Source organism: Halobellus limi, assembly GCF_004799685.1.
GTDB lineage: Archaea > Halobacteriota > Halobacteria > Halobacteriales > Haloferacaceae > Haloquadratum > Haloquadratum limi.
In genome coordinates this window covers 723184-744523 of sequence record NZ_CP031311.1, presented here as the reverse complement: position 1 = coordinate 744523, position 21340 = coordinate 723184, and the positions used below count along the sequence as shown (strand labels likewise).

Sequence of the window (21340 nt, the reverse complement as noted above, 5' to 3'; positions counted from 1 at the left end):
GGATGAAACCACACGCGTATGGTGCTCACCGAGGCGACGGGCGTCCTGTGCGTGCTGGCCGGCGGGTACGCGCTGGCTCGTCCGCTGTCGATCCGCAACTATCCGACCGCGGACCACTGGGAATCGGACCCCGAGAGTGCGAGACAGGAACAGCGCGCGTACGCGTCGATGGCGGCGTTCTGTACGATACTGGGCGGGATCGCGCTCGTCGTCCTCGGGCTGCTCGGACGCGGCCCGTGAGCGGGACGATCGCCTCCGAAGAGGAGATCCGGGAGGCCTCGTCGAAAAACCGCGAGTGCCCTCAGAGCAGTTTCGAGAGGAACTGTTCGCCGCGTTCGGTCTCCGGGTTCTCGAAGAACGACTCGGGATCGCCGGTCTCGACGATGCGTCCCTCGTCCATCAGCACGACGCGATCGGCCACCTCGCGGGCGAAGCCCATCTCGTGGGTGACGACCATCATCGTCATCCCCTCGTCCGCGAGGCCGCGCATCACTTCGAGGACTTCCCCCACGAGCTCGGGGTCGAGCGCGCTCGTCACCTCGTCGAACAGCATCACGCGCGGGTCCATCGCGAGCGCGCGGGCGATGGCGACGCGCTGCTGCTGGCCGCCGGAGAGCTGGTTCGGATACGAGTCCGCCTGATCGCTCAGGCCGACCTCCGCGAGGAGTTCCTCCGCGCGCTCTCTGGCGGCCGCCTCGTCGATCCCGCGGACTTTCCGCGGCGCGAGCGTGAGGTTCTCGATCGCCGTCTTGTGCGGGAAGAGGTTGAACGACTGGAACACCATCCCGATGCGCTGTCGGAGGCGGTTGATGTCGGCGTCGGGGTCGGAGATCGAGCGCCCGTCGAGTCGGATGTCGCCGTTCTGGATCTCCTCCAGTCGATTGGCACACCGGAGCAGCGTCGACTTGCCGGACCCCGAGGGACCGACGACGACGCAGACCTCGCCGTCCTCGACGTCCAGTGAGATGTCCTTGAGGACGTGGGTGTCGCCGAAGTACTTGTCGACGTGCTCGAACTCGAGCAGCGCGTGCTCGCCGGCGTCGTCGGCGCTGCGGCGGTCGCTGTCGCTCATTGGGACTCACCACCCCAGTCCGCGCGGGCTTCGAGGTACTCCACGAGTCGGCCCATCGGAATCGTGATCGAGAGGTAGGCGATGGCGACGAGCACCAGCGGCGTCCAGGGGTCGAACGTCGCGCTGTTGACGTCGCGGAACTGCTGGATGAGTTCCGGCACCGCGATGACCGTCAGAAGCGAGGTGTCTTTCACCAGGATGATCTGGTCGTTGCCGACCGCCGCCAGGGCGTTGCGCCACGCCTGCGGGATGACGACCTCGCGCATCGCCTGCACGTAGCCCATCCCGAGCGAGCGGGCCGCCTCCATCTGGCCGTCGTGAACCGCGCCGATCCCGCCGCGCACCGCCTCGCCGACGTACGCCGCGTGGTTCAGCGTCAGCGCGATGATCGCCGTCGGAATCCCCCAGTTCGAGATCGGGAACGTCCCGGGCCACAGCGTCGGGATGCCGAAGTAGACGACGAAGATCTGAAAGAGCAGCGGCGTCCCGCGAAAGAACTGCACGTAGGCCGCCGAGATCCCGTTCGTGATCGACGTCTTCGAGACGCGCGCGAGGCCGACGAAGATCCCCGTGGTCACAGAGAGGACGCTGGCCGTGACGACGATCCCAAGCACCAACACGTAGGCGTTGATGAACTGCGGCAGCACCGTCGGGATGAGCGCGTAATCGACCTGAACGGCCAGAATGTACAGCACGAGCAGCGCGATCCCGAGCGCGACGAGGCTCGAGAGGCCGACGCCGAGGTACTTCAGCGTCTGGTCGTCGAAGAACCCGTCGGCCGCAGCGTTGGCTTCGGGTGAGGCGCCCGAGTATGAATCAGCCATAGTTGCGAGGTTGTGGTGCGGAACCGTGATATATTATCCGTCGAAGTACTCCGAGTAGATCTCGTCGTACGTGCCGTCCTCTCTGATCGCCGCGAGGGCCTCGTTGACGCGCTCGCGGAACTCGTCGTCGTCCTGTCGGAACGCGATGCCGTAGTTCTCGATCGTGAGCGTGAGGTACGGCGGCGCTTCCTGGTCGCTCTCGGCGGCGACGCCCTCGCCCTCGAGGAAGACGACGTCGTCGCGGTCGTTGGCGAATCCGGCGTTGACGGTGTTGTCGTTGATGACGGCGTTGACCTGTCCGTTGATCAGCGCCTGGAACGCGCCGTTGATCTGGTCGTAGCTCTTGATGTCGAGTTCGCCGTCGAACTCCTCTTTCAGTTCCTCTGCCGCACCGGCTCCGGTCGTCCCCTTCTGGACGCCGACGGGGTTACCGCGGAGGTCCTCCTTCGAGGAGATCTCGCCGTCGTCGCGGACGATGACGGTCTGGTAGGCCGTGAAGTACGGATCCGAGAAGTCGACCTGCTCGGCCCGCTGGTCGTTGATCGTCATCGCGGACATGATGATCCGGAAGTTGTTGTTGTTCAGCGAGGGGATGATCGAATCGAAGCTCGTCGGCTTGAACTCGTAACTGACGCCGAGTTGCTCCTCGAAGATCGCCTCGGCGATGTCGACGTCGAACCCGGTCAGTTCCCCGGAGGTCGTCTCGTACTCGAAGGGGCGGTACGGGATGTCCGAGCCGATGACCACGTTCGAGGGGACGACCGATTCGGTCGTCGCCGCCTCGGTCGCCGTCCCCGTCGAGTCCGATCCGGAGTCGCCGTCGCCGTCAGCTTCGGTGCTCTGATCGCCGGATCCGCCGCCGGTACACCCGGCGAACAGACCGCCGGCAATCACGCCGGCTCCGGTCTTCACGTACGTCCGTCTGTCCATAACATCGTTCCGTTGTGGAGAGGAATATAACAACGTGTCGCTTCGGTATACGTCCGTTCACGCTTCTCACGGCCTTTCGACCGCACGTGCGGAAGTCGGTCGGGTGGTTCCGCTCGCACGTGCGGAAATCGGGTACGGGGGATCGGACCGAGCGAAACCGACAACCACGGGCGAAACCGACAGCCGCGAACGCGGTCAGTCGCCGCCGGGGATCCCGCGGGAGTCGGCTGCGCCGACGTCCCGGCGGAGCGCGTACCACGCGGCGACGACCAGCGCGAGCGCGGTGAGACCGCCCGCGAGGGAGACGTACTGGAGCGTCCCGCCGTAGACCAGCCGACCGGTGACGAGGAGCGAGATCACGACGGCGGCCGCCGCCGCGCTCAGCAGGCGGACCCGACGAGCGGTCCCGGATCCCGTCGCCGGCGACGCCCACACGGCCGCCGAGAGCAGCGCCGCGTACGCGCCGAGACCGAGGAGGTAGTACGCCGCCTGGACCGGCGGTCCGAACGTGACGAACGCGTGCGGCGTCAACACGAGGAGGGCGGGGAGCGAGGCGGCCGCGACGGCGAGGGCCCTTTTCACGCCTTCGGAGGCGCTCCGGCCCCGCGAGGGACCGTACGTCCACGCCGCCGCGAGCGCGACGCCCGTGAAGATGATCGACGCCGTCCCGAAGTGCGCAAGGAGGATCGCCCACTCGTAGGTCGTCACCGTGAGCGCGCCGAGGACGATCTGCGAGGGGAGGAGGATCGTCGCGCCGGCGAGCGCGAGTCGAATCCGACGGTCCGCGTCCTCCCGCCACGCGAGGATCGTGGTCCCGAGAACGACGAACCCGGTGATCATCGCGACGAGCCGGTGGAACCACTCGACGAAACTGCTCCAGTTCGCCGGGAAGAGTCCCAGAAAGCCGTCGCAAAAGGGCCACCGGCCGGCACAGGTCAGTCCCGCTCCCGTCGCCGCGGTGTACACGCCGAGCACCATCAGGATGCCCGTCAACGCGGCGGAGACGCCGACGAAACGGCGGAGGCGCGCGTCCATACCCTAAGGTCGGGGTCGGAGCTACTTGAATCGCTCTTTCGTCGGGCGGCCGAACCGCGCGGTTGGGGGTTCGCGGTCGTTCGCTCGCCGGTTCGCGGTCGCTGTGCAGCCTCGGCGGCGGGTCGGCCGCGATTCGACACGTTTCAAAGGCCATCGATCGAACGCGGAGGTATGACCGACGACGCGTCGACCGGAGAGCGAGCACCGGGCAGCGAAGACGGCGGCGTCAGCGAGGTCGACGGCCTGGTCGACCGGACGGACGACCACCTCGAACACCGTCGCGAGCGGCTCTCGGACGTCCTCGACGGGAAGGGGCTCGACGCCGTCTGGTTCGGCCGCCCGAACTCCTTCGCGTGGCTGACCGGCGGGAGCAACGTCGTCGACCGCGACGCCGACGTCGGGGTCGCCGCCGCCGGCTACACCCGCGCCGACGGCTTCGTCGTTGTCACGGACAACATCGAGGCCGAGCGGCTCGCGACCGAGGAGGTGCCCGAAGCGTTCGACGTCACGTCGGTGCCGTGGTACGAGTCGTCGCTGGCGGGGGCCGTCGCCGACGCGACGGCGGGCGCGGGCGCCGCCGACTTCGACGTGCCGGGGTTCGAACCCCTGGAGGTGAGTCGGCTCCGCCGACCGCTCGCCGAGACCGACATCGAGCGCTACCGCACGCTGGGCCGGGACGTCGCGGACGCGCTCGAACGGGTCGCCCGCGAGCTCCAGGCAGCGGACACCGAACACGAGGTCGCCGCGGGCCTGCGCGTCTCGCTCGCGACGCGCGGGATCGAGGCCCCCGTGGTGCTCGTCGGGGGCAGCGAACGCGCGCAGCGGTACCGCCACTACACGCCGACGCGGAGCGAGCTCGGCGACTACGCGCTGCTGTCGGTGACCGCCGAGCGCGGCGGCCTCTACGCGAGCGCGACGCGGACGGTGGCCTTCGAGGGCGCTCCCGAGTGGCTCACGGATCGACACGAGCGGGCGATGCAGGTGGAGACGACGGCGCTCGGCGCGACCCTGCGAGCCGCAGAGAGCGGGGGGACGGCCGGGGACGTCTTCGAGGAGGTCGTCGCGGCGTACGACGCGGTCGGCGAGGCCGGCGAGTGGAAGAACCACCACCAGGGCGGGGCCGCCGGCTTCGCGGGCCGCGAGTGGATCGCGACGCCCGGGAGCGACGAGGCGGTCGAGGTCCCGCTGGCGTACGCGTACAACCCGACGGTTCGCGGGGCGAAGTCCGAGGACACCGTCCTCCTCACCGACGACGGCGCGGAGGTGCTGACGAGGACGGGCGAGTGGCCCACGCGGACGGTCGCCTCCTGCGGCGACGGCGGGTTCGAGATCGAGCGTCACGCGGTCCGCTCGCTCCGCGGGGAGTGAACGGCCCCATAGTGCTCGAACGCCGACCGATCGACGCTCCCGGGGCGGAGCAGTCGGGCATCTCGACGGAGATCGGGCGTCGCCCACGACGCACACGACGCGTCGTCGGCGACGCGGAACTACTCGACCCCGAGTAGTTCTTCGTCGTCTGTCGAAGCAGCGTTCGACAGATAGCTTTTTTTGTGCTGCTATCGTCGCCGCCGCTATGGGACTGGACGACGACGCGAGGGAGTATCACCGCGAGGAACCGCCCGGCAAGATCGAGATATCGACGACGAAGCCGACGAACACCCAGCGGGACCTCTCGCTGGCGTACTCGCCCGGCGTCGCCGCGCCGTGTCGCGACATCGACGCGGACCCGACGCGCGCCTACGAGTACACCGCGAAGGGGAACCTCGTCGGCGTCGTCTCGAACGGCTCTGCGGTCCTGGGGCTCGGCGACATCGGCGCACAGGCCTCGAAACCCGTGATGGAGGGCAAGGGCGTCCTGTTCAAGCGCTTCGCGGACATCGACGTCTTCGACGTCGAACTCGACCTCGACGATCCCGACGACATCGTCGACACGGTGCGGGCGATGGAACCGACCTTCGGCGGCATCAACCTCGAAGACATCAAGGCGCCGGAGTGCTTCGAGATCGAGTCTCGCCTCCGCGAGGAGGTCGACATCCCGGTCTTCCACGACGACCAGCACGGAACGGCGATCATTTCCGGAGCCGCGCTCCTGAACGCCGCCGACGTCGTCGACAAGGACCTCGGAGAGCTGAACGTCGTCTTCTCCGGCGCGGGCGCCTCCGCAATCGCCACCGCGCGGTTCTACACCTCGCTCGGGGTCGAGACCGAGAACATCACGATGTGCGACTCCTCGGGCGTCATCGGGACCGACCGCGAGGACCTCAACGAGTTCAAAGCCCAATTCGCCTCCGACACCGACGACGACACGCTCGCGGAGGCGCTGGCGGGCGCGGACGTCTTCGTGGGGCTCTCCGTCGGCGGCATCGTCTCCCAGGAGATGGTCGCCTCGATGGCCGAGAACCCGATCGTCTTCGCGATGGCCAACCCCGACCCCGAGATCGAGTACGAGACGGCGAAGGCCGCCCGCGACGACACGGTCATCATGGCGACAGGGCGCTCGGACTACCCGAACCAGGTGAACAACGTCCTCGGGTTCCCGTTCATCTTCCGCGGCGCGCTCGACGTGCGCGCGACGGAGATCAACGAGGATATGAAGCGCGCCGCCGCGGAGGCGCTGGCGGACCTCGCGCGACAGGACGTCCCCGACGCCGTCGTGAAAGCCTACGGCGATCAGCCGCTGCAGTTCGGCCCCGATTACGTCATCCCGAAGCCGCTCGACCCCCGGGTCCTCTTCGAGGTCGCCCCCGCCGTCGCCGAGGCGGCGATGGACTCCGGCTGCGCCCGGACCGAGGTCGACCTCGACGCCTACGAGGAGCGCCTCGAAGCCCGGCTCGGCAAGTCACGCGAGATGATGCGCGTCGTCCTCAACAAGGCGAAGTCCGACCCCAAGCGGGTCGCGCTCGCGGAGGGCGGCGACGAGAAGATGATCCGCGCGGCCTACCAGATGCGGGAGCAGGGGATCGCTCACCCGGTCCTCGTCGGCGACACCGACGAGATCACGAGCACCGCCGCGGACCTCGGGCTCGATTTCGAACCCGAGGTCGCCGACCCCTGGGCCGGCGAGTGGGACCACTACGCCGACCGCCTCTACGAGCTGCAACAGCGCAAGGGCGTCACGAAGCGCGAGGCCCACGAACTGATCCGCGGCGACAGCAACTACCTCGCGAGCGTGATGGTCGAAGAGGGCGACGCCGACGCGATGCTCACGGGGCTGACCCACCACTACCCCTCGGCGCTGCGACCGCCGCTTTCGATCATCGGGACCGCGCCGGACGCCGACTACGCGGCCGGCGTCTACATGCTGACGTTCAAGAACCGGGTCGTCTTCGCCGCCGACACGACCGTCAACCTCGACCCCGACTCGGACGTGCTCGCGGAGATCACCAAACACACCGCGGAACTCGCCCGGCGGTTCAACGTCGAACCGCGCGCGGCGATGCTGTCGTACTCGAACTTCGGGAGCGTCGACAACGAGGGCACCCGGAAGATCCGCGACGCCGTCTCCGAGCTCCACGCCGACGCGGAGGTCGACTTCCCGGTCGACGGCGAGATGCAGGCCGACACCGCCGTCGTCGAGGACATCCTCGAGGGCACCTATGAGTTCTCACAGCTCGACCAGCCCGCGAACGTGCTCGTCTTCCCGAACCTCGAAGCGGGGAACATCGGCTACAAACTGCTGCAGCGCCTCGGCGGCGCGGAGGCCATCGGTCCGATGCTCGTCGGGATGGACAAGCCCGTCCACGTCCTCCAGCGCGGCGACGAGGTGAAAGACATCGTCAACCTCGCCGGCGTCGCCGTCGTCGACGCCCAGGAGTAGCGGCCGGGGACGCTCGAAAGGAGTCGAGCGAGAAGAGCAGGCGAAGCCGACGAAGATCGGGGCGTCGATCCGGGCCGGCGTGTCGGGATCAGTCGCTCGCCCGACCCTCGAACCGCGACGGCGGCGGGTACTGCGGATCGGCGTTCTCGGTTCCCCGCTCCTCGACCGTCGCGGGTCCGGCGTCGCCGGCGTCGACGGGCTCGGGGACCACGCAGCGGTCCGGTCGGCGGTTCACGTGCGCGTAGTCGCCGGGGGCGTTCGCGAGCGGGTGGGCGGGGTTCTCCCGGCCGTCGATCCGGGCCGCCCGTAGCTCCTCGAACCCGGCGATCCGCGCGCAGATCCCCCGCCAGTGGGACTCGCTGCCGGAGGGGATCCGCTCGCGGCCGGTCGGACGCCACTCCGCGTCGCCGCCGGAACCGGCGAGCACCTCGCCGTTGACGGCGGCCGCGAGGTGGTCGTGGTCGACGAGGACGCCGACGCGGGCGTCCGAGGGCGTTCGAGCGGCGAGGACGTCGAGACCGAGGTGCAGCGCGCGATACTCCGCGACGTTGTTGTTCGGGGCGGTGTCGGGTAGAGAGACCCGCGCGACGCGGGTGCCGTCTCGCGCCTCGATCACCGCGCCCAGTCCGCCGCCGTCGCGGCGGTACGACCCGTCGGTCGCGACGTAGAAGTGTCGGTGGTGAGTGCGCGGCGGGTGCGCGATGTGCGGGGTCGGCGAGTCGTCGAACAGGTCACGGAGCGTCGGACGGCCGTGAGCGGCCATACGCTCGCTAGTCCGTGCGCGTTCTTAAAGATAACTCAGCCGACGGCCCCGACGTACCGCCACGGCCCCGCGTTCCGGTCGGAATAATTAGACCGCCGGGCGACGAACCGACGGGTATGGCCCGAATCCAGTCTCTGACGGCGCGGGAGTTGATGACGACGGACGTCGAGACCGTCTCGCCCGACGACGACGTGAGCGAGGTGCTCGGCCGCCTCGCCCGCGCGGACTTCAACGGCTTTCCCGTGGTAGACGAGGGCGCGGTCGTCGGCATCGTCACCCAGCACGACCTCGTCGGCCTGTTCCAGACGAAGGACCGGACGCTGTGGATTCCGGTCGGCTTTCCCCCCTTCCTGGAGACGCTCACCTACGCGGTCGACGTCTCCTGGGACGACCTGGACCTGGGGATCGACCTCCTGCGGAACACGAACAAACCCGTCCGCGAGGTGATGACCGAGGACGTGGTGACCGTCGCGCCCGGGACGTCGCTGGACGAGATCCTAGACCTCCTCGCCGACGACGAACGCGACATCAACAGACTACCGGTCGTCGAGGACGGCGGACTCGTGGGGATCGTCGCCCGGCAGGACGTCATCCGAGCGATCCGAGACGAGCGGACGGCCGAGGGCGGAGACGCCTGATCCTGCCGAGCAGCAGCGGGAGACGGGAGCCGTGACCCCGCCCCCGAGCGAGCATCTTAGCGCACCTCTTCGCCGCGCTTCTCGTTGAGCGCGTCGCTCGCGAGGAACGCGCCGTCGTCGTCGAAGCCGTAGGTGGTGGCGTTCGCGCCGCCGTCGACGACGACGGCCAGCCGACCGCCGTAGGAGTCGTCGCCGGTCTCGTACTCGTCGATCACGATCACGGGGAAGTCGTCCAGCGAGAACCGATCGCCGAAGGCGTAGTAGTCGTTGAACGCCGCTTCGACCTGCTCGAACTCCTCCTCAGTTGGGGGGCGATACGGTGACCCGTCCATACCCCACCTGTCACACCACCTGAACTTAAAACGTCGCCAGCGAACGAAACGTTGAGAACACCCGGGGCCGCAGTGCCTCTGTGTCCCGGTACCGCAACCTGCTGTTATTCACCCTCCTGGCCGCCGCGTGGGGGTCGGCGTTCATGGCGATCAAGGCCGGTCTCGCCTACATCCCGCCGGTGCTCTTCGCGGCGTTCCGCTACGACGTCGCCGGCGTGTTGATGCTCGCGTACGCGTTCTATGCCACCGACGACCCGATCCCGCGGACGCGCGGGCAGTGGACGCTCGTCGGGATCGGGGCGACGCTCCTCATCGCCGGCTACCACACGCTGCTCTTCATCGGCGAGACCGACCCGGCCGTCACGTCGGCCGCCGCGGCCGTCATCGTGAGTCTCAGCCCGGTGCTGACGACCGGCTTCGCCCGCCTGTTCCTCCCGGAGGAGCGACTCACGGCCGCGGGGATCGCGGGCCTGTTCCTCGGCCTGGTCGGCGTCGTGATCCTTTCGAACCCCGACCCGGAGAACCTCCTGGCCGGCGGCGCCGTCGCGAAGCTCCTGATCTTCGGGGCCGCCGCGGCGTTCGCGCTCGGGTCGGTGTTGACCCGGCGCGTCGAGGCCGAACTCCCGATCGAGACGATGGAGGCGTGGTCGATGGTCGGCGGCGCGCTCATCATGCACGTCGTGAGCTTCGGGATGGGCGAGTCGCTCGCGGACGTCGCCTGGACGGTCGAGTCGCTGGCGGCGCTCGCCTACCTCTCGGTCGTCGCGAGCGCGCTCGGCTTTCTCATCTACTTCGACCTGCTGGAGCGACTCGGGGCCATCGAGATCAACCTCGTGTCCTACGTCGCACCGGTCTCCGCCGCGCTCGCGGGGTGGGCCGTCCTCGCCGAGGTGCCGACCGTCCACACGGTGGTCGGCTTCTTCGTCATCTTCGTCGGGTTCCTGCTCCTGAAGCGCCGGGCGATCCGCGCGGAGGTGCCGCGGCTCCGGAAGATGGTGTCGCGGCCGTGAACTCGGGGGAGACGGCCGGCGCGGCCGAGCGGCGGGCGGAGACTGATCGACAGGTACTGATTAACGAGAGTATCGTAGGATGGTTCCCACACCCGAGCAGGAATCGCTCAGTACAGAGGATATAGTGAGCAAATTGATCGATTTGAGGTTCGCTATGGGGTCTCTTGTATGACGCTCTCGGGAGGAGGTGGCAACTTGGAATGAGATTTTGGTACTTTCCTACGAATTTCGATCGATCCAGGCACAGAAGTCGTCAAAGTTGTGCGCACCTGCGTTCTCGGCAATCTCTCGAAGCGTTCCGATCCGGAGTTCATCGTGGAGCGGCACAGTAACCTGCCGCCGGTCGTCTTCGTTGGTCGGATGCTCGTAGTACAGTTGGGCGTGGTCGCCGGTCGTTCGACGCCAATCGAATCCGCCGACGTTGACGAGGACCGTGACCACCTCTCGCCCGGAGAACGTCCGTCTCCCCATTACTTCAGGACGTCCGGAGGGTCCTGATCACCGGTCGTGTTATCCTCTGGATCGATTCCCATCGATCTGAGTTCCTCGTCCGTGGGTTCGCGTCCAGTCTCACCCTTTCGGAGGGCAACGGCGTCATCAAGGTTTTCCAGTGCCGAAGTTCGTGAGGATCCCTGAGTCGTGACTCCCGTTTCGACGTCTTTGGCGATCCACCACTCGTCCTCACGCCAGAGACGGATTTCGTCTTCGTAGTTGTCGCCGTCCCACGTCGAGGTTGCCATCACGGCTGATATACGGGGTGGAGAGAATAAGTATTTGGTCCGACGAGGCTACTCGGGGACGCCGCGACCAGAATAAAGGGTAGCGGACCGCTCAATACAGCTACCTTTTTGCTGACTCGGGTGCGCCTCCGGCGCACCGCTCTCCACGGGCGACCCGTGAGTCGCCCGTGGGGAAGCGAGACGGCTCTGCCGTCTCGCCCTCGTTGCAAAAAGCTGGACCAAAAAACGTCCGACTCCGCCGCCTCCGGAAGAGCAGAGCTCTTCCGTGCTCCCGTTCGCTCCTGTCAGTCGCTCACGGGAACTCCGGCGGCTACGTCGGTGAACCGCTCGCTCCGCTCGCGGATGCTCAACACGCAGGCGCGATATAACAGGGGGATTCGTTCTCAGAACCAATGAAGAGAACGCCTTGTGAATGGTTCTGGGACGCCCTCGATTAATAACTACAGATCGACGGTTACAGCTCGAAGTCGTCGGTCGGGAACGCGCCCTCGTCGACCTCGGGGTCGTACTCCTCGATGGCGGTGAGGACCATCTCCAGGGTGGCTTCCGGACTCCAGCGCGCGGTGTTGATCGAGAGGTCGTAGAAGGACTGATCGGAGATGTCGATGTCGTAGTACGACTTGTACCGACCGGCCTCGCTGACCTCGCGGACGCGCATCTCCGCCTCCATCTCTTCGCGGTCGCGCGTCCGATCGACGCGGACCTCGTCGGGGGCGTCGAGCCAGATCCGGAGGTCCGCGCGGTTGCCGGCGAGCCACCCGGCGAGGCGCGATTCGAGGACGAACGGTTTGCTCGACGCGCCCCACTTCTCGGCGATCGTCCGGAGACGACGGTCCAGCGCGCGGTCGATCTCGTCGGTCTCGTCGGTCTTCGCGATGAGTTGCGAGAGCGATACGTCCCGCTCGTCGGCGAGGTCGCGGAAGATGTCCCCGCCGGAGACGTACCCGCAGTCGAGCGCGGCCGAGAGTCCCTCACAGAGCGTCGTCGCGCCACAACCGGGCGGCCCCGAGACGGTGATGAAGAGGTCGCTGTCGACCGACCGCGCCGTCGGGACGTCGTCGTCTGTCATAGACGTTGAGGACTTACCACCGAACCACAAAAAGCCGCGGGACCTCGCGCCGCTTCGACGGATGAGAGCACGTCACGGACGGCCGCAGTGATAGTACTCAGTATGAGGCGTCGGCGCGTCGAACCGACGCGATCCTCCGTCGCGATCACCCTCGGATCGACGTCCGCCGGACGCGACGTTCACCGGTCGCGACACCTGCCGGACGCGACACGGAACCGTCAGACGTTACGGCGCGGCGCGCGTGGGTCCGGTATGACCGACGACGAAGGCGAGACGACAGCGGAGGCCGTCACGACCGACGAGGACTACGTTTCGGAGCTCCGGCGGAACCGCGAGGAGAAGGACGACTTCTTCGGCTCCCACCCGCAGTCGCCGATTCCGCCGGAGCATCGCGAGGGCTTCGACGGTCTGGAGTACTTCGATCCCGCGCCGGCGTACCGCGTCGAGGCGACCGTCGAGACGCACGCCGACCCCGAGCCCGTACCGATGGAGACGACCGCCGATAACGAGGTCCGGTACGTCCGCGTCGTCACGTTCGCCTTCGACCTCGCCGACGAGACCCACCGCCTCCACGGCTACAAGCAGCGCCCCGACGACGACGAGGAGCCGATCTTCGTCCCGTTCCGCGATAAGACCACCGGACAGGAGAGCTACCGCGGCGGCCGGTACCTCGAACTCCACCCGGCGGACGAACTCGGCGACGGCGACCGGGTCACCCTCGATTTCAACCTCGCGTACACGCCCTTCTGCGCGTTCAGCGAGACCTTCGAGTGCCCGCTGCCGCCGGAGGAGAACTGGCTGGAGACCGCCGTCCGCGCCGGCGAGAAGGACTGGCAACCCTGACGTCCTCTCACGACTGAAGTCGCGGGCTCTCTCCTCGGCTCCGTGTAACCCCGGACCCGCTGGAACGCCGTCGGCAGTGCGTCGTGGGTCGTGTTTAGTTAAGCGACTCCCACCCGGAAAACCACCGACGGGCGGGAATGGAAGGGGGCTTCCGAGGGCTTCCCTGCATCCTTCCCACCGATTTCACTCCTAACTAAACAGTACCGCGTCGTGCTACCGAAGATACATAACGTCGCTCGGAGTACCTCCGATAGACAGTCGATGGCTAACAAGTCCGCCTCCGACCGAGACGATCCGGTCTCCGAAGTCGAGTTCGTCCTCCGGGGCTCGAAGTACCCGTTCGTCGCCCTCTCGGACGCCGAGAACTGCGCGGTCGAACTCGTCGGGATGCTCCCCCGGAAGGGCGACCGGTACGCGGAGTTCTTCAACGTGAACGGGGTGGACCCACAGCGCGTCCTCGCGCTCGCCGAGGAGTACGAGACCGTCGAGGCGTCGCTCCTCAGCACCTACGACGACGTTTCGCTCTTCGAGTTTCTCGTCTCCGACGGCTGTCCGGCGCAGCATCTCGGCACCCTCGGCGGACTCCCGCGGACGGCCAGAGCGACGGACGGCGAGGGTCGCATCGTCGCGGAGGTTCCGGCGCAGTACGACACCAGAGCGGTCATCGAGGGGTTTCTCGACGAGTATCCCGACGCCGAACTGACGGGAATACGCGAAAAGGAGAACATCGAGCCGATGTTCAGCGGCGGGACGTACCAGCAGCTGCTGTCGACGCAGTTGACCGACAAGCAGCGGGAGGTGATCCAGACCGCCTTCGAGGCGGGGTACTACGACTGGCCGCGGGAGGCGACGGGAGAGGAGGTCGCCGCGGCGCTCGACATCACGTCGGCGACGTTCTCCGAACAGATCCACGCCGCCGAGCGCAAGCTCCTCTCGGCGCTGTTCGCGGACGCCGAGTGAGAGTCGTCACCGTGGAGATCGGGAGGCGACCGTCCGGCCGTCGCCGTAGACGGCCACGTCGCAGCCCTCGAACCGGAAGGTCACCGAGAGCCCTTCGGGTGCCCGGGGTCGTTCGGAGTCGCCCGCGATCAGGTCGTCGAGGGCGTCGGTGTCGATCACCTCGTACAGCGGTCGGAGTCGGGTCGGCTCCGTGCCGGTCACGTCGGCGACCGCCTCGACGACGCTGTGAGACGGGGAGTCTCCGTCCGAACGGGTGTAGACCACAGTGTCGGAGTCCGCGCCCGCGCCGTCGACGCGGGCGACGGCGTCCGCGTCGTCGAGGTGCCGTGAATCGGTGTGGTTTTCCATGGTGGCTCGGCCACGCTCTACTTGGAACGGAGGGGGTTTAGGAAGCGTCCCTACACATCAAGGGAGCCGAACGAGAGGCGGGAGGGGGACGGGTCGAGCGGCGGGCGAAAGGGGTTTGGTCCGGACGGACGACCTTCGGGTATGGACCCGCGAATCCGCGAACACGCACGGACCGTCGCCGACCACTCCACGGGGATCGAATCCGGCGACTGCGTCGTGATCAGCGCGCCGGCGGCCGCCGAGGACCTGGTGGTCGCGCTCCACGAGGAGTGCGCCGAGCGCGGGGCGCATCCCGTCTCGATCAACAGCGACTCCCGGGCGACCCGGGCGTTCCTCCGGAACCACGATGGCGACTTCGAGACGCCCGAGCACCTCCTCGCGATGTACGAGGAGATGGACGTCTACGTCGCCGTCCGCGGCGACGTCAACGCCACCGAGACGTCGGACGTCGACCCCGAGCGCAACGCCGCCTACCGCCGTGCGATGAAGCCCGTCCTCCAGGAGCGCCTCTCGAAGACGTGGTGTCTCACGCAGTATCCCACCTCCGGCAACGCCCAGCTCGCGGGGATGAGCACGGAGGGCTACGAGGACTTCGTGTGGGACGCCGTCAGCCTCGACTGGGAGAAACAGCGCGAGCACCAAGAGCAAATGGTCGAGATACTCGACGACGCCGACGAGGTGCGCATCAAATCGGGCGAGGAGACCGACGTCACGATGAGCCTCGCGGGCAACGAGACGCTCAACGACTTCGGCGAGGCGAACCTCCCCGGCGGGGAAGTGTTCACCGCGCCCGTCCGCGACGAGGTCGACGGCGAGGTCCACTTCGATATGCCGCTGTACCGGCAGGGACGAGAGATCGAAGACGTCCGCGTCCGCTTCGAGGACGGCCGCGTGGAGTCCTACAGCGCCGGCCGCAACGAGGACGTCCTCGACGGCATCTTCGAGACCGACGAGGGCGCGCGCTACCTCGGCGAACTCGGCATCGGGATGAACCGCGCGATCGACCGGTTCACGTACAACATGCTCTTCGACGAGAAGATGGGCGACACCGTCCATATGGCCGTCGGCTCGGCGTACCCCGACACGGTCGGCGAGGAGAACGAGCGCAACGAGAGCGCCGAACACGTCGACATGATCGTCGACATGAGCGAGGACTCGGTCATCGAGGTCGACGGCGAGGTCGTCCAGCGCGACGGGACGTTCGTCTTCGAGGACGGCTTCGACGAGGCCTGATCCCGCCGGACCTTCGCCGCGTTGCGGTCAGTCCCACGACAGTCCGACCGCGTTCTTCGGCGCGTCGAGCGGACTCGTTGGTAACCCATCTCTCACTTCGGGGTCGTTGTACCCACTGGGCGCGACGTCGTTCGGCCCCTCGGGGTAGAACAGCGACGCGAGCAGTTGGACGTGGTCGCGGCCGACGCCGAGTTCGAACTGGCCGCCGCCGTACAGGTCGACGTCCCGGGCCTCGGCCCACTCGATCGTCTCGAACAGCGACTCGACCGTGCCGAACCGCGAGGGTTTGATATTCAACCACTCGGGCTCGAACGGGAGGTCCTCGACGGACTCGACGCCCGTGATCGGGTAGTCCCACGAGACCCGCCCCTCCTCGCCGTCGAAGAGCGGGCGCGTCTCGTCGGTCAGCCCCGGGTCTTCGATGACCGCCTCGGGGAACGCCGAGAGCAGCCGCTCGTAGAGGTCCGGATCGGGATCGGCGTCGACCTCGGTCCCCTCGTAGAGGCCCTTCAGGTCGAGAATCCGAACCGCCTCGGTCGACGCGACCGCCTCGACGAGGTCGGCGTCCCACTCGGGCGTCGGGTCGAGTTTGAACTCGGTGTCGGGGTAGGCATCCAGCACCGCGTGGAGTCGGTCGGTCGTCGGCGGGTCCCCGAGCCGCATCGACGCGACGAAGCGGACCGGCTCGGGCGCGCGGCCGACGGCCTCCGAGAGCGACAGGTCGTTCTGCCGGAGCGCCAGGTCCAGCGCCGCCGACTCGACCGCCCAACGGCGGTAGTGCCGCGCCGTCTCGCGCTCGGGGGGCGCCGTCGGGAACAGGTCGACGTCGTCGAGGGCGGAGGAGAACTCAGCGAACGTGTACTCGCCCGCGAGGTCGAACGCCGGCGCGTCCGCGAGGGCGTCGTGATCGGCGGTGTCGTAGCTGACGTCCTCGCCGCGGCCGGTGTGGGTCTCCTCGGCCCCGTCGGCGTCGGGGGCCGCCGGTCCCGACAGGTGGAACGTGGTCGTCGTTCGAACGAAGCCGCTGGAGGTGTCGCGCTCGCGTCGGCTCCGTTCGGTCGACTCGACCGCGAGCGGGAGGTCGGCGACGGAATCGAAGAGATCGCTCATCGGGTACACGTTCGCTCCTCACGCGGAAAAGCGTCGCGTCAACGAGCGAAACGGCGTCGACGCGATAGCCCGGTGTCGGTCGGCCCCGACCAGCGGCTCCAATTCAGTCCGCCCCGGCCAGCGGCTCCAATTCAGTCCGCCCCGGCCAGCGGCTCCAATTCAGTCCGCCCCGGCCAGCAGTTCCAGTTTCTTCGCGCGCGTCGCGAGCGCGAAGAACGTCGCGACGAACGTGAGCACCACCGCGCCGGCGGCGGCGAGCTGCAGGACCGTCGTCCCGCCGCCGATCCCGACGACCGTCGCGTCCGCCAGCGGCAGCGACGTGTGGTGCGGGTCGCCGACGATCGGGACGAAGTAGTCGACGACGTCGTTGAGGCCGTACCACGCGAGCGCGACGGCGACCGCGCGGATCGGGAAGTCGGCGATCCGGTGGAGGACGAACGCCTGGACGACCATCGCGAGGTGGCTCACGAACAGGAAGACGTAGAGCGGGAGCCACGTCGTCTCCAGGAACGCGTCGGCGAAGACCGTGAGGACGTACGGCGTCCACAGCCCGAGCTTCCAGCAGCCGAAGAAGGCCAGCGCCGCGAGGTACTCGTTCGTCCGGCCGAGTTTCCAGCTCGCGAACGCCAGCGCGATGAACAGCGTCGCCATCGGGCTGTCGGGGACGAACGGCCACATCGCGACCGGTTCCGCGGCGAACTGCCAGGTGACAAGCGGATCCGACAGCGGCAAGGGGTGAAAGCCGTAGTACCAGAAGCCGAAGGCGGTCCCGAGGAGGTTGATCGCGACGACGACCCAGGCGAAGCGGAGGCCGACGTTCTCGAGCCACGTCGGCAGCGGGGCGAGCCAGCGCGGGAGGCTCTCGGGTGCCGGGAGCCCGTCGCCCGAGACGAGGTCGTGGAGCGTCGAGGCGGACGCGCGGGGCGATGCCATACCCGACGCTCGGATCCAGGCGAAAAAGCGGTGACGGTTCCGGTAGCGGCGGGGAGCGTCCGGACGGCCGGAACTCCCGTTTTCCCCCGCGGGGGACGCTCTTCACGTAAGAGTCTACCGGCCGCGCCCCGACCGCCGAACGCCGCGCCGACGCCGTGACTCAACGGTTTAAGTACGTTCGACCGTAATCCAGGTGTATGCCCGAGGAGACCGATCTGTCCGAACTCCGGCGCGGAACCGACCTCGTCAAGCGCGGGTTCGCACAGATGCAGAAGGGCGGCGTCATCATGGACGTCGTCGACGCCGAACAGGCGAGAATCGCCGAGGAAGCCGGCGCGGTCGCGGTGATGGCGCTCGAAGCCGTCCCCGCGGACATCCGAAAGCGCGGCGGCGTCGCGCGGATGGCCGACCCCGCGGACGTCGCGGAGATCGTCGAGTCGGTCTCGATCCCGGTGATGGGGAAGTCCCGAATCGGTCACACGAAGGAGGCGCAGATCCTCCAGTCGGTCGGCGTCGACATGATCGACGAGAGCGAGGTGCTCACGCCCGCCGACGACCGCTACCACATCGACAAGCGCGACTTCACCGCGCCGTTCGTCTGCGGCGCGCGCAACCTCGGCGAGGCGCTCCGCCGGATCGACGAGGGCGCGGCGATGATCCGCACGAAGGGCGAGGCCGGCACCGGCGACGTGAACCAGGCCGTCCACCACCAGCGCAACATCAAGGGCGCGATCCGCGAACTCGAAGGGAAGACCCACGAGGAGCGCGAGAAGTGGGCCAGAGAGCACGAGGCGCCCGCGGACCTCGTCCACGAGACCGCCGAGATGGGTCGGCTGCCGGTCGTGAACTTCGCCGCCGGCGGCATCGCGACGCCCGCCGACGCGGCGCTGATGATGCACCACGGCTGTGACGGCATCTTCGTCGGCTCCGGCATCTTCGGCGCGGAGAACCCGCCGGCGATGGGCGAGGCCATCGTCGAGGCCGTCAACAACTGGGACGACCCCGACGAACTCGCCGACATCGCCTCGAACCTCGGCAAGGGGATGAAAGGCGAGTCCAACGCGGACCTCCCCGAAGAGGAGAAACTGCAGGGTCGCGGCGTCTAAGTCGTCGAATCGCACGACGTTCTCCGTTATTTCGGTTCGCGGGTTACGCATCGAACGAGCAGGCATCGCTACGAACCGAGAACAAGTCTCGAACGCAGAACGCGAAAAGCCGATCAGTACAGCGTCGCGCCACCGCTCACGCGCGTCTGATACGCGCGGGACTCGACGCCGGCGTCGGCGAAGGCGTCGACCATCGCCGCCGCGACGTGTCTGCGGTCCGGGTCGGGACACGGCGCGAGGACGGCCGGGCCGGCCCCGGAGACGGTGACGCCCGTCGCGCCCGCGTCGAGCGCCGCCTCGCGGACGGCGTCGTACCCGGTGATGAGTTCCGCGCGGGCGGGCGTGACGACGCGCTCGTCCATCCCGAGTCCCACCAGTGCGGGATCGTCGCGGCACATCCCGACCGCGAGCGTCGCCGCCGAGCCGACGGTGTGGACGACGTCCTCCATCGACGCCGACGTCGGGACGACGGCGCGGGCGTCGCGGGTCGAGACCGCGATCTCCGGCAGGCAGGCAACGAGCGGGATCGACGCGTCGACGGCGGTGACGGAGCCGCCGCGCGCGATGGTGAACCCCCCCAGGAGCGCGGGAGCGACGTTGTCGGCGTGGGCCTCGCCGGAGACGACCGCCTCGCCCTCGGCGGCGATCGGGACGAGTTCCTCCCGGGAGAGCCCCCGATCGTAGAGGGCGTTCAGCGCGACGGCCGCCGCGGCGGAACTGGCCGCCGAGGAGCCGAGCCCCGAGGAGGGGCGGACCCCCTTGTCGATCTGGATGTGCGCGGGGGCGTCGAGCGCCTCCGCGACGGCCCCGACGACGTTCTTCTCGGGGTCTTCGGGGATGTACTGGCTCCCGACGCCGGTCATCTCGATGGTCGTCCGGTCGGCCTTCTCGACACGGACGACGTCGGTCGGTCGGTCGAGGGCGACGCCGAAGACGTCGAATCCGCTGCCGAGATTCGCGCTGGTCGCCGGGGCCCTGACCGTCTGCATACGCGTCAGGTTGCCCAACGAGGGTAAAAAGGTAGCGAACGACGGTACTGCGAGACCGATCGGCGGGGCGATCCGGCGGTTCGAGCGGGTCGGGCGCACCGGAACGGAACACACTTTCGGGGCCGCCGAGTAGGGCCGGTATGATCGGCGTCGTCGGCGGCGGGATCGCGGGACTCGCGGCCGCCTATCGGTTGCAGCAACACGGCCACGACGTGCGGGTGTTCGAGGCCGCAGACCAGCTCGGCGGCCTCGCGGCCACCTACGAGACCCGCGGCGACGACGTCGAGAAGTTCTATCACCACCTCTCGAAATCGGAGGAGACGATCGTCGAACTCGCCGCGGAGTTGGGACTCGAAGAGCGGATCGAGTGGCGCATCGGTACCAACGGCTACTACGTCGACGGCGTGGTCCACCCCCTCGACACGCCGTGGGAGATCCTCGCGTACCCGCACATGAGCCTCTACGACAAGTTCCGGCTGGGGATGCTCACGCAGGGGGTCGACGTCCGCGGGCTGGTGCCCGACTTCGACGCCTACGACGACCTCGCCGAGTACGAGCACGTCACGGTCCGGGAGTTCGTCGAAGAACACACCACGAAGAGCGTCTACGAGAACTTCGTCGACCCGCTCTTGGACGGGAAGTACGGCGACAGAAAGGACGACATCTCCGCGGCGTGGTTCCTCGGCCGAGTCCGATTTCGCGGGGAACGGGACCTCCTCCGCGGAGAGGTTCTCGGCTACCTCGACGGCGGGTTCGGCGTCCTGCTCGACGCGCTCGTCGACGCCGTCGGGCGGGAGAACATCGAGACCGGCGCGCCCGTGACGGATCTCACGGTCGAGAACGGACGCGTGCAGTCGCTGACGGTCGGGTCGGGCGACTCGGACGGCGCGGAGGCGGAGACGACAGGCGATGAGAGCCACGACGTCGACGCCGCCGTCGTCGCGACGATGCCGAACGTCTTGGAGTCCCTGACGGGATTCCCCTGCGAGATCGACTTCCAGGGGGCGATCTGCGGCCTCCTCACGATGGAGGAGTCGCTTCTCGACACCTACTGGCTCAACGTCGCACACGACGCGCCCTTCGGCGCGCTCATCGAGCACACCAACTTCGTCGAGCGGGAGCGCTACGGCGGCGATCACCTCCTCTACGTCGCGGCGTACGTCCAGGATCGGGAGGAAGACCTGTGGCGGATGGACGACGAGGAGGTGAGAGAGACGTGGCTCGAGGAGATCGAGTCGATGTTTCCCGACTTCGATCGATCCGCGGTCGCCGAGTGTCGGATCGCGCGCAACCCCCGCGCCGCTCCGATCTACGAGCGGGGCTACCTGGATCTCGTGGTGCCCTACCACCTCGACGAGGACGTCGGCGACGGCGTCTACTACGCCGGGATGGCCTCGGAGGCGCAGTATCCGGAGCGGTCGCTCAACGGGGGAATCGTCGCCGGCTACGAGGTGGCCGACCGGATCGACGCGTCGGTGGACGCGGACACCGGCGGCGCGGTCGGCACGGGTTTCGAGTTCGGCGTCGACGAGTGAGGCGGGAGACGCGGCGGTAGGGGGATAAGCGGGATACGCGACGGTAGGAAGGT

24 protein-coding genes are annotated in these 21340 nt (G+C 68.0%); 11 read left to right on the top strand and 13 right to left on the bottom strand.

Annotation, left to right across the window (positions count from 1 at the left end; genetic code table 11):
* The first annotated feature begins 18 nt into the window (after positions 1 to 18).
* Complete coding sequence (locus DV707_RS03850; RefSeq protein WP_103990528.1) at positions 19 to 240, top strand: hypothetical protein; 222 nt, start codon at positions 19 to 21, stop codon at positions 238 to 240.
* 61 nt (positions 241 to 301) lie between these two features.
* On the opposite strand, the gene DV707_RS03845 is transcribed toward DV707_RS03850, so the two are convergent.
* From DV707_RS03845 to DV707_RS03830, 4 genes are all read right to left on the bottom strand, one after another.
* Positions 302 to 1072: an amino acid ABC transporter ATP-binding protein gene (locus tag DV707_RS03845; protein WP_103990529.1), complete on the bottom strand. Its 771-nt coding sequence runs from the start codon at positions 1070 to 1072 to the stop codon at positions 302 to 304.
* Positions 1069 to 1896 (bottom strand): amino acid ABC transporter permease, encoded by an 828-nt coding sequence (locus DV707_RS03840; RefSeq protein ID WP_103990530.1) that lies wholly within the window; start codon positions 1894 to 1896, stop codon positions 1069 to 1071. Before DV707_RS03840 ends, DV707_RS03845 begins: the two co-directional genes overlap by 4 nt.
* Positions 1897 to 1929: 33 nt before the next feature.
* Positions 1930 to 2826 (bottom strand): basic amino acid ABC transporter substrate-binding protein, encoded by an 897-nt coding sequence (locus DV707_RS03835; RefSeq protein ID WP_103990531.1) that lies wholly within the window; start codon positions 2824 to 2826, stop codon positions 1930 to 1932.
* A gap of 195 nt (positions 2827 to 3021) precedes the next feature.
* Entirely contained in the window at positions 3022 to 3861 is an 840-nt protein-coding gene (locus tag DV707_RS03830; RefSeq protein ID WP_103990532.1) for a COX15/CtaA family protein, read from the bottom strand.
* A gap of 171 nt (positions 3862 to 4032) precedes the next feature.
* Between DV707_RS03830 and DV707_RS03825 the strand changes: the two genes are divergently transcribed.
* The 3 genes from DV707_RS03825 (at position 4033) to DV707_RS03820 (ending at position 7678) form a co-directional block, all read left to right on the top strand.
* Positions 4033 to 5229, top strand: a complete 1197-nt coding sequence (locus DV707_RS03825) for a M24 family metallopeptidase (RefSeq protein ID WP_103990533.1) — start codon at positions 4033 to 4035, stop codon at positions 5227 to 5229.
* 11 nt (positions 5230 to 5240) lie between these two features.
* Positions 5241 to 5366: a hypothetical protein gene (locus DV707_RS19160; protein WP_268806870.1), complete on the top strand. Its 126-nt coding sequence runs from the start codon at positions 5241 to 5243 to the stop codon at positions 5364 to 5366.
* Positions 5367 to 5434: 68 nt separating this feature from the next.
* Positions 5435 to 7678: an NADP-dependent malic enzyme gene (locus DV707_RS03820; RefSeq protein ID WP_103990534.1), complete on the top strand. Its 2244-nt coding sequence runs from the start codon at positions 5435 to 5437 to the stop codon at positions 7676 to 7678.
* 88 nt (positions 7679 to 7766) lie between these two features.
* Here the strand turns inward: DV707_RS03820 and DV707_RS03815 are convergent, their stop codons facing one another.
* Entirely contained in the window at positions 7767 to 8441 is a 675-nt protein-coding gene (locus DV707_RS03815; protein ID WP_103990535.1) for a ribonuclease H family protein, read from the bottom strand.
* 116 nt (positions 8442 to 8557) lie between these two features.
* Here DV707_RS03815 and DV707_RS03810 point away from each other — a divergent pair, with 116 nt between their 5' ends.
* Positions 8558 to 9079 (top strand): CBS domain-containing protein, encoded by a 522-nt coding sequence (locus tag DV707_RS03810; RefSeq protein ID WP_103990536.1) that lies wholly within the window; start codon positions 8558 to 8560, stop codon positions 9077 to 9079.
* Positions 9080 to 9135: 56 nt separating this feature from the next.
* Here DV707_RS03810 and DV707_RS03805 read toward each other — a convergent pair whose 3' ends face one another.
* Complete coding sequence (locus DV707_RS03805; RefSeq protein WP_103990537.1) at positions 9136 to 9411, bottom strand: hypothetical protein; 276 nt, start codon at positions 9409 to 9411, stop codon at positions 9136 to 9138.
* A gap of 80 nt (positions 9412 to 9491) precedes the next feature.
* On the opposite strand from DV707_RS03805, the gene DV707_RS03800 reads away from it, so the two are divergent.
* Complete coding sequence (locus DV707_RS03800) at positions 9492 to 10421, top strand: DMT family transporter (RefSeq protein ID WP_103990538.1); 930 nt, start codon at positions 9492 to 9494, stop codon at positions 10419 to 10421.
* Between the two features lie 219 nt (positions 10422 to 10640).
* On the opposite strand, the gene DV707_RS03795 is transcribed toward DV707_RS03800, so the two are convergent.
* From DV707_RS03795 to cmk, 3 genes are all read right to left on the bottom strand, one after another.
* Positions 10641 to 10892 carry a type II toxin-antitoxin system HicA family toxin gene (locus DV707_RS03795; protein ID WP_103990539.1) on the bottom strand — a complete coding sequence of 84 codons (252 nt, stop codon included), beginning with the start codon at positions 10890 to 10892 and terminating at the stop codon, positions 10641 to 10643.
* Complete coding sequence (locus DV707_RS03790) at positions 10892 to 11161, bottom strand: type II toxin-antitoxin system HicB family antitoxin (protein WP_103990540.1); 270 nt, start codon at positions 11159 to 11161, stop codon at positions 10892 to 10894. Before DV707_RS03790 ends, DV707_RS03795 begins: the two co-directional genes overlap by 1 nt.
* A 454-nt stretch (positions 11162 to 11615) precedes the next feature.
* Complete coding sequence (cmk, locus tag DV707_RS03785) at positions 11616 to 12230, bottom strand: (d)CMP kinase (protein ID WP_103990541.1); 615 nt, start codon at positions 12228 to 12230, stop codon at positions 11616 to 11618.
* A gap of 252 nt (positions 12231 to 12482) precedes the next feature.
* Between cmk and DV707_RS03780 the strand changes: the two genes are divergently transcribed.
* On the top strand, positions 12483 to 13073 hold the full coding sequence (locus DV707_RS03780) for a DUF1684 domain-containing protein (protein ID WP_103991233.1): 591 nt from the start codon (positions 12483 to 12485) through the stop codon (positions 13071 to 13073).
* A 261-nt stretch (positions 13074 to 13334) separates the two neighbouring features.
* Entirely contained in the window at positions 13335 to 14033 is a 699-nt protein-coding gene (locus DV707_RS03775) for a helix-turn-helix domain-containing protein (RefSeq protein WP_103990542.1), read from the top strand.
* Positions 14034 to 14039: 6 nt separating this feature from the next.
* Here DV707_RS03775 and DV707_RS03770 read toward each other — a convergent pair whose 3' ends face one another.
* Complete coding sequence (locus DV707_RS03770; RefSeq protein WP_160113911.1) at positions 14040 to 14381, bottom strand: HalOD1 output domain-containing protein; 342 nt, start codon at positions 14379 to 14381, stop codon at positions 14040 to 14042.
* A 141-nt stretch (positions 14382 to 14522) separates the two neighbouring features.
* Between DV707_RS03770 and DV707_RS03765 the strand changes: the two genes are divergently transcribed.
* Positions 14523 to 15614: an aminopeptidase gene (locus DV707_RS03765; RefSeq protein WP_103990543.1), complete on the top strand. Its 1092-nt coding sequence runs from the start codon at positions 14523 to 14525 to the stop codon at positions 15612 to 15614.
* Positions 15615 to 15641: 27 nt separating this feature from the next.
* Here DV707_RS03765 and DV707_RS03760 read toward each other — a convergent pair whose 3' ends face one another.
* The gene (locus DV707_RS03760) at positions 15642 to 16724 is read right to left on the bottom strand and encodes a hypothetical protein (RefSeq protein ID WP_103990544.1); all 1083 of its coding nucleotides are present in this window, start codon (positions 16722 to 16724) and stop codon (positions 15642 to 15644) included.
* 159 nt (positions 16725 to 16883) lie between these two features.
* Complete coding sequence (locus tag DV707_RS03755) at positions 16884 to 17657, bottom strand: DUF1405 domain-containing protein (protein ID WP_103990545.1); 774 nt, start codon at positions 17655 to 17657, stop codon at positions 16884 to 16886.
* A 197-nt stretch (positions 17658 to 17854) separates the two neighbouring features.
* On the opposite strand from DV707_RS03755, the gene pdxS reads away from it, so the two are divergent.
* On the top strand, positions 17855 to 18763 hold the full coding sequence (pdxS, locus tag DV707_RS03750; protein WP_103990546.1) for a pyridoxal 5'-phosphate synthase lyase subunit PdxS: 909 nt from the start codon (positions 17855 to 17857) through the stop codon (positions 18761 to 18763).
* 113 nt (positions 18764 to 18876) lie between these two features.
* Here the strand turns inward: pdxS and DV707_RS03745 are convergent, their stop codons facing one another.
* Positions 18877 to 19752 carry a homoserine kinase gene (locus DV707_RS03745; protein WP_103990547.1) on the bottom strand — a complete coding sequence of 292 codons (876 nt, stop codon included), beginning with the start codon at positions 19750 to 19752 and terminating at the stop codon, positions 18877 to 18879.
* Between the two features lie 140 nt (positions 19753 to 19892).
* Here DV707_RS03745 and DV707_RS03740 point away from each other — a divergent pair, with 140 nt between their 5' ends.
* Positions 19893 to 21287, top strand: coding sequence for an NAD(P)/FAD-dependent oxidoreductase (locus DV707_RS03740; protein WP_103990548.1), 1395 nt, complete (start codon positions 19893 to 19895; stop codon positions 21285 to 21287).
* Positions 21288 to 21340: the final 53 nt, after the last annotated feature.

What these genes read in the sequence shown, in the direction of transcription:
- DV707_RS03850 (WP_103990528.1), top strand. Translation starts at nt 19, where the DNA reads ATGGTGCTCACCGAGGCGACGGGCGTCCTGTGCGTGCTGGCCGGCGGG.
- DV707_RS03845 (WP_103990529.1), bottom strand. Translation starts at nt 1,072, where the DNA reads ATGAGCGACAGCGACCGCCGCAGCGCCGACGACGCCGGCGAGCACGCG.
- DV707_RS03840 (WP_103990530.1), bottom strand. Translation starts at nt 1,896, where the DNA reads ATGGCTGATTCATACTCGGGCGCCTCACCCGAAGCCAACGCTGCGGCC.
- DV707_RS03835 (WP_103990531.1), bottom strand. Translation starts at nt 2,826, where the DNA reads ATGGACAGACGGACGTACGTGAAGACCGGAGCCGGCGTGATTGCCGGC.
- DV707_RS03830 (WP_103990532.1), bottom strand. Translation starts at nt 3,861, where the DNA reads ATGGACGCGCGCCTCCGCCGTTTCGTCGGCGTCTCCGCCGCGTTGACG.
- DV707_RS03825 (WP_103990533.1), top strand. Translation starts at nt 4,033, where the DNA reads ATGACCGACGACGCGTCGACCGGAGAGCGAGCACCGGGCAGCGAAGAC.
- DV707_RS03820 (WP_103990534.1), top strand. Translation starts at nt 5,435, where the DNA reads ATGGGACTGGACGACGACGCGAGGGAGTATCACCGCGAGGAACCGCCC.
- DV707_RS03815 (WP_103990535.1), bottom strand. Translation starts at nt 8,441, where the DNA reads ATGGCCGCTCACGGCCGTCCGACGCTCCGTGACCTGTTCGACGACTCG.
- DV707_RS03810 (WP_103990536.1), top strand. Translation starts at nt 8,558, where the DNA reads ATGGCCCGAATCCAGTCTCTGACGGCGCGGGAGTTGATGACGACGGAC.
- DV707_RS03805 (WP_103990537.1), bottom strand. Translation starts at nt 9,411, where the DNA reads ATGGACGGGTCACCGTATCGCCCCCCAACTGAGGAGGAGTTCGAGCAG.
- DV707_RS03795 (WP_103990539.1), bottom strand. Translation starts at nt 10,892, where the DNA reads ATGGGGAGACGGACGTTCTCCGGGCGAGAGGTGGTCACGGTCCTCGTC.
- DV707_RS03790 (WP_103990540.1), bottom strand. Translation starts at nt 11,161, where the DNA reads ATGGCAACCTCGACGTGGGACGGCGACAACTACGAAGACGAAATCCGT.
- cmk (WP_103990541.1), bottom strand. Translation starts at nt 12,230, where the DNA reads ATGACAGACGACGACGTCCCGACGGCGCGGTCGGTCGACAGCGACCTC.
- DV707_RS03780 (WP_103991233.1), top strand. Translation starts at nt 12,483, where the DNA reads ATGACCGACGACGAAGGCGAGACGACAGCGGAGGCCGTCACGACCGAC.
- DV707_RS03775 (WP_103990542.1), top strand. Translation starts at nt 13,335, where the DNA reads ATGGCTAACAAGTCCGCCTCCGACCGAGACGATCCGGTCTCCGAAGTC.
- DV707_RS03770 (WP_160113911.1), bottom strand. Translation starts at nt 14,381, where the DNA reads ATGGAAAACCACACCGATTCACGGCACCTCGACGACGCGGACGCCGTC.
- DV707_RS03765 (WP_103990543.1), top strand. Translation starts at nt 14,523, where the DNA reads ATGGACCCGCGAATCCGCGAACACGCACGGACCGTCGCCGACCACTCC.
- DV707_RS03760 (WP_103990544.1), bottom strand. Translation starts at nt 16,724, where the DNA reads ATGAGCGATCTCTTCGATTCCGTCGCCGACCTCCCGCTCGCGGTCGAG.
- DV707_RS03755 (WP_103990545.1), bottom strand. Translation starts at nt 17,657, where the DNA reads ATGGCATCGCCCCGCGCGTCCGCCTCGACGCTCCACGACCTCGTCTCG.
- pdxS (WP_103990546.1), top strand. Translation starts at nt 17,855, where the DNA reads ATGCCCGAGGAGACCGATCTGTCCGAACTCCGGCGCGGAACCGACCTC.
- DV707_RS03745 (WP_103990547.1), bottom strand. Translation starts at nt 19,752, where the DNA reads ATGCAGACGGTCAGGGCCCCGGCGACCAGCGCGAATCTCGGCAGCGGA.
- DV707_RS03740 (WP_103990548.1), top strand. Translation starts at nt 19,893, where the DNA reads ATGATCGGCGTCGTCGGCGGCGGGATCGCGGGACTCGCGGCCGCCTAT.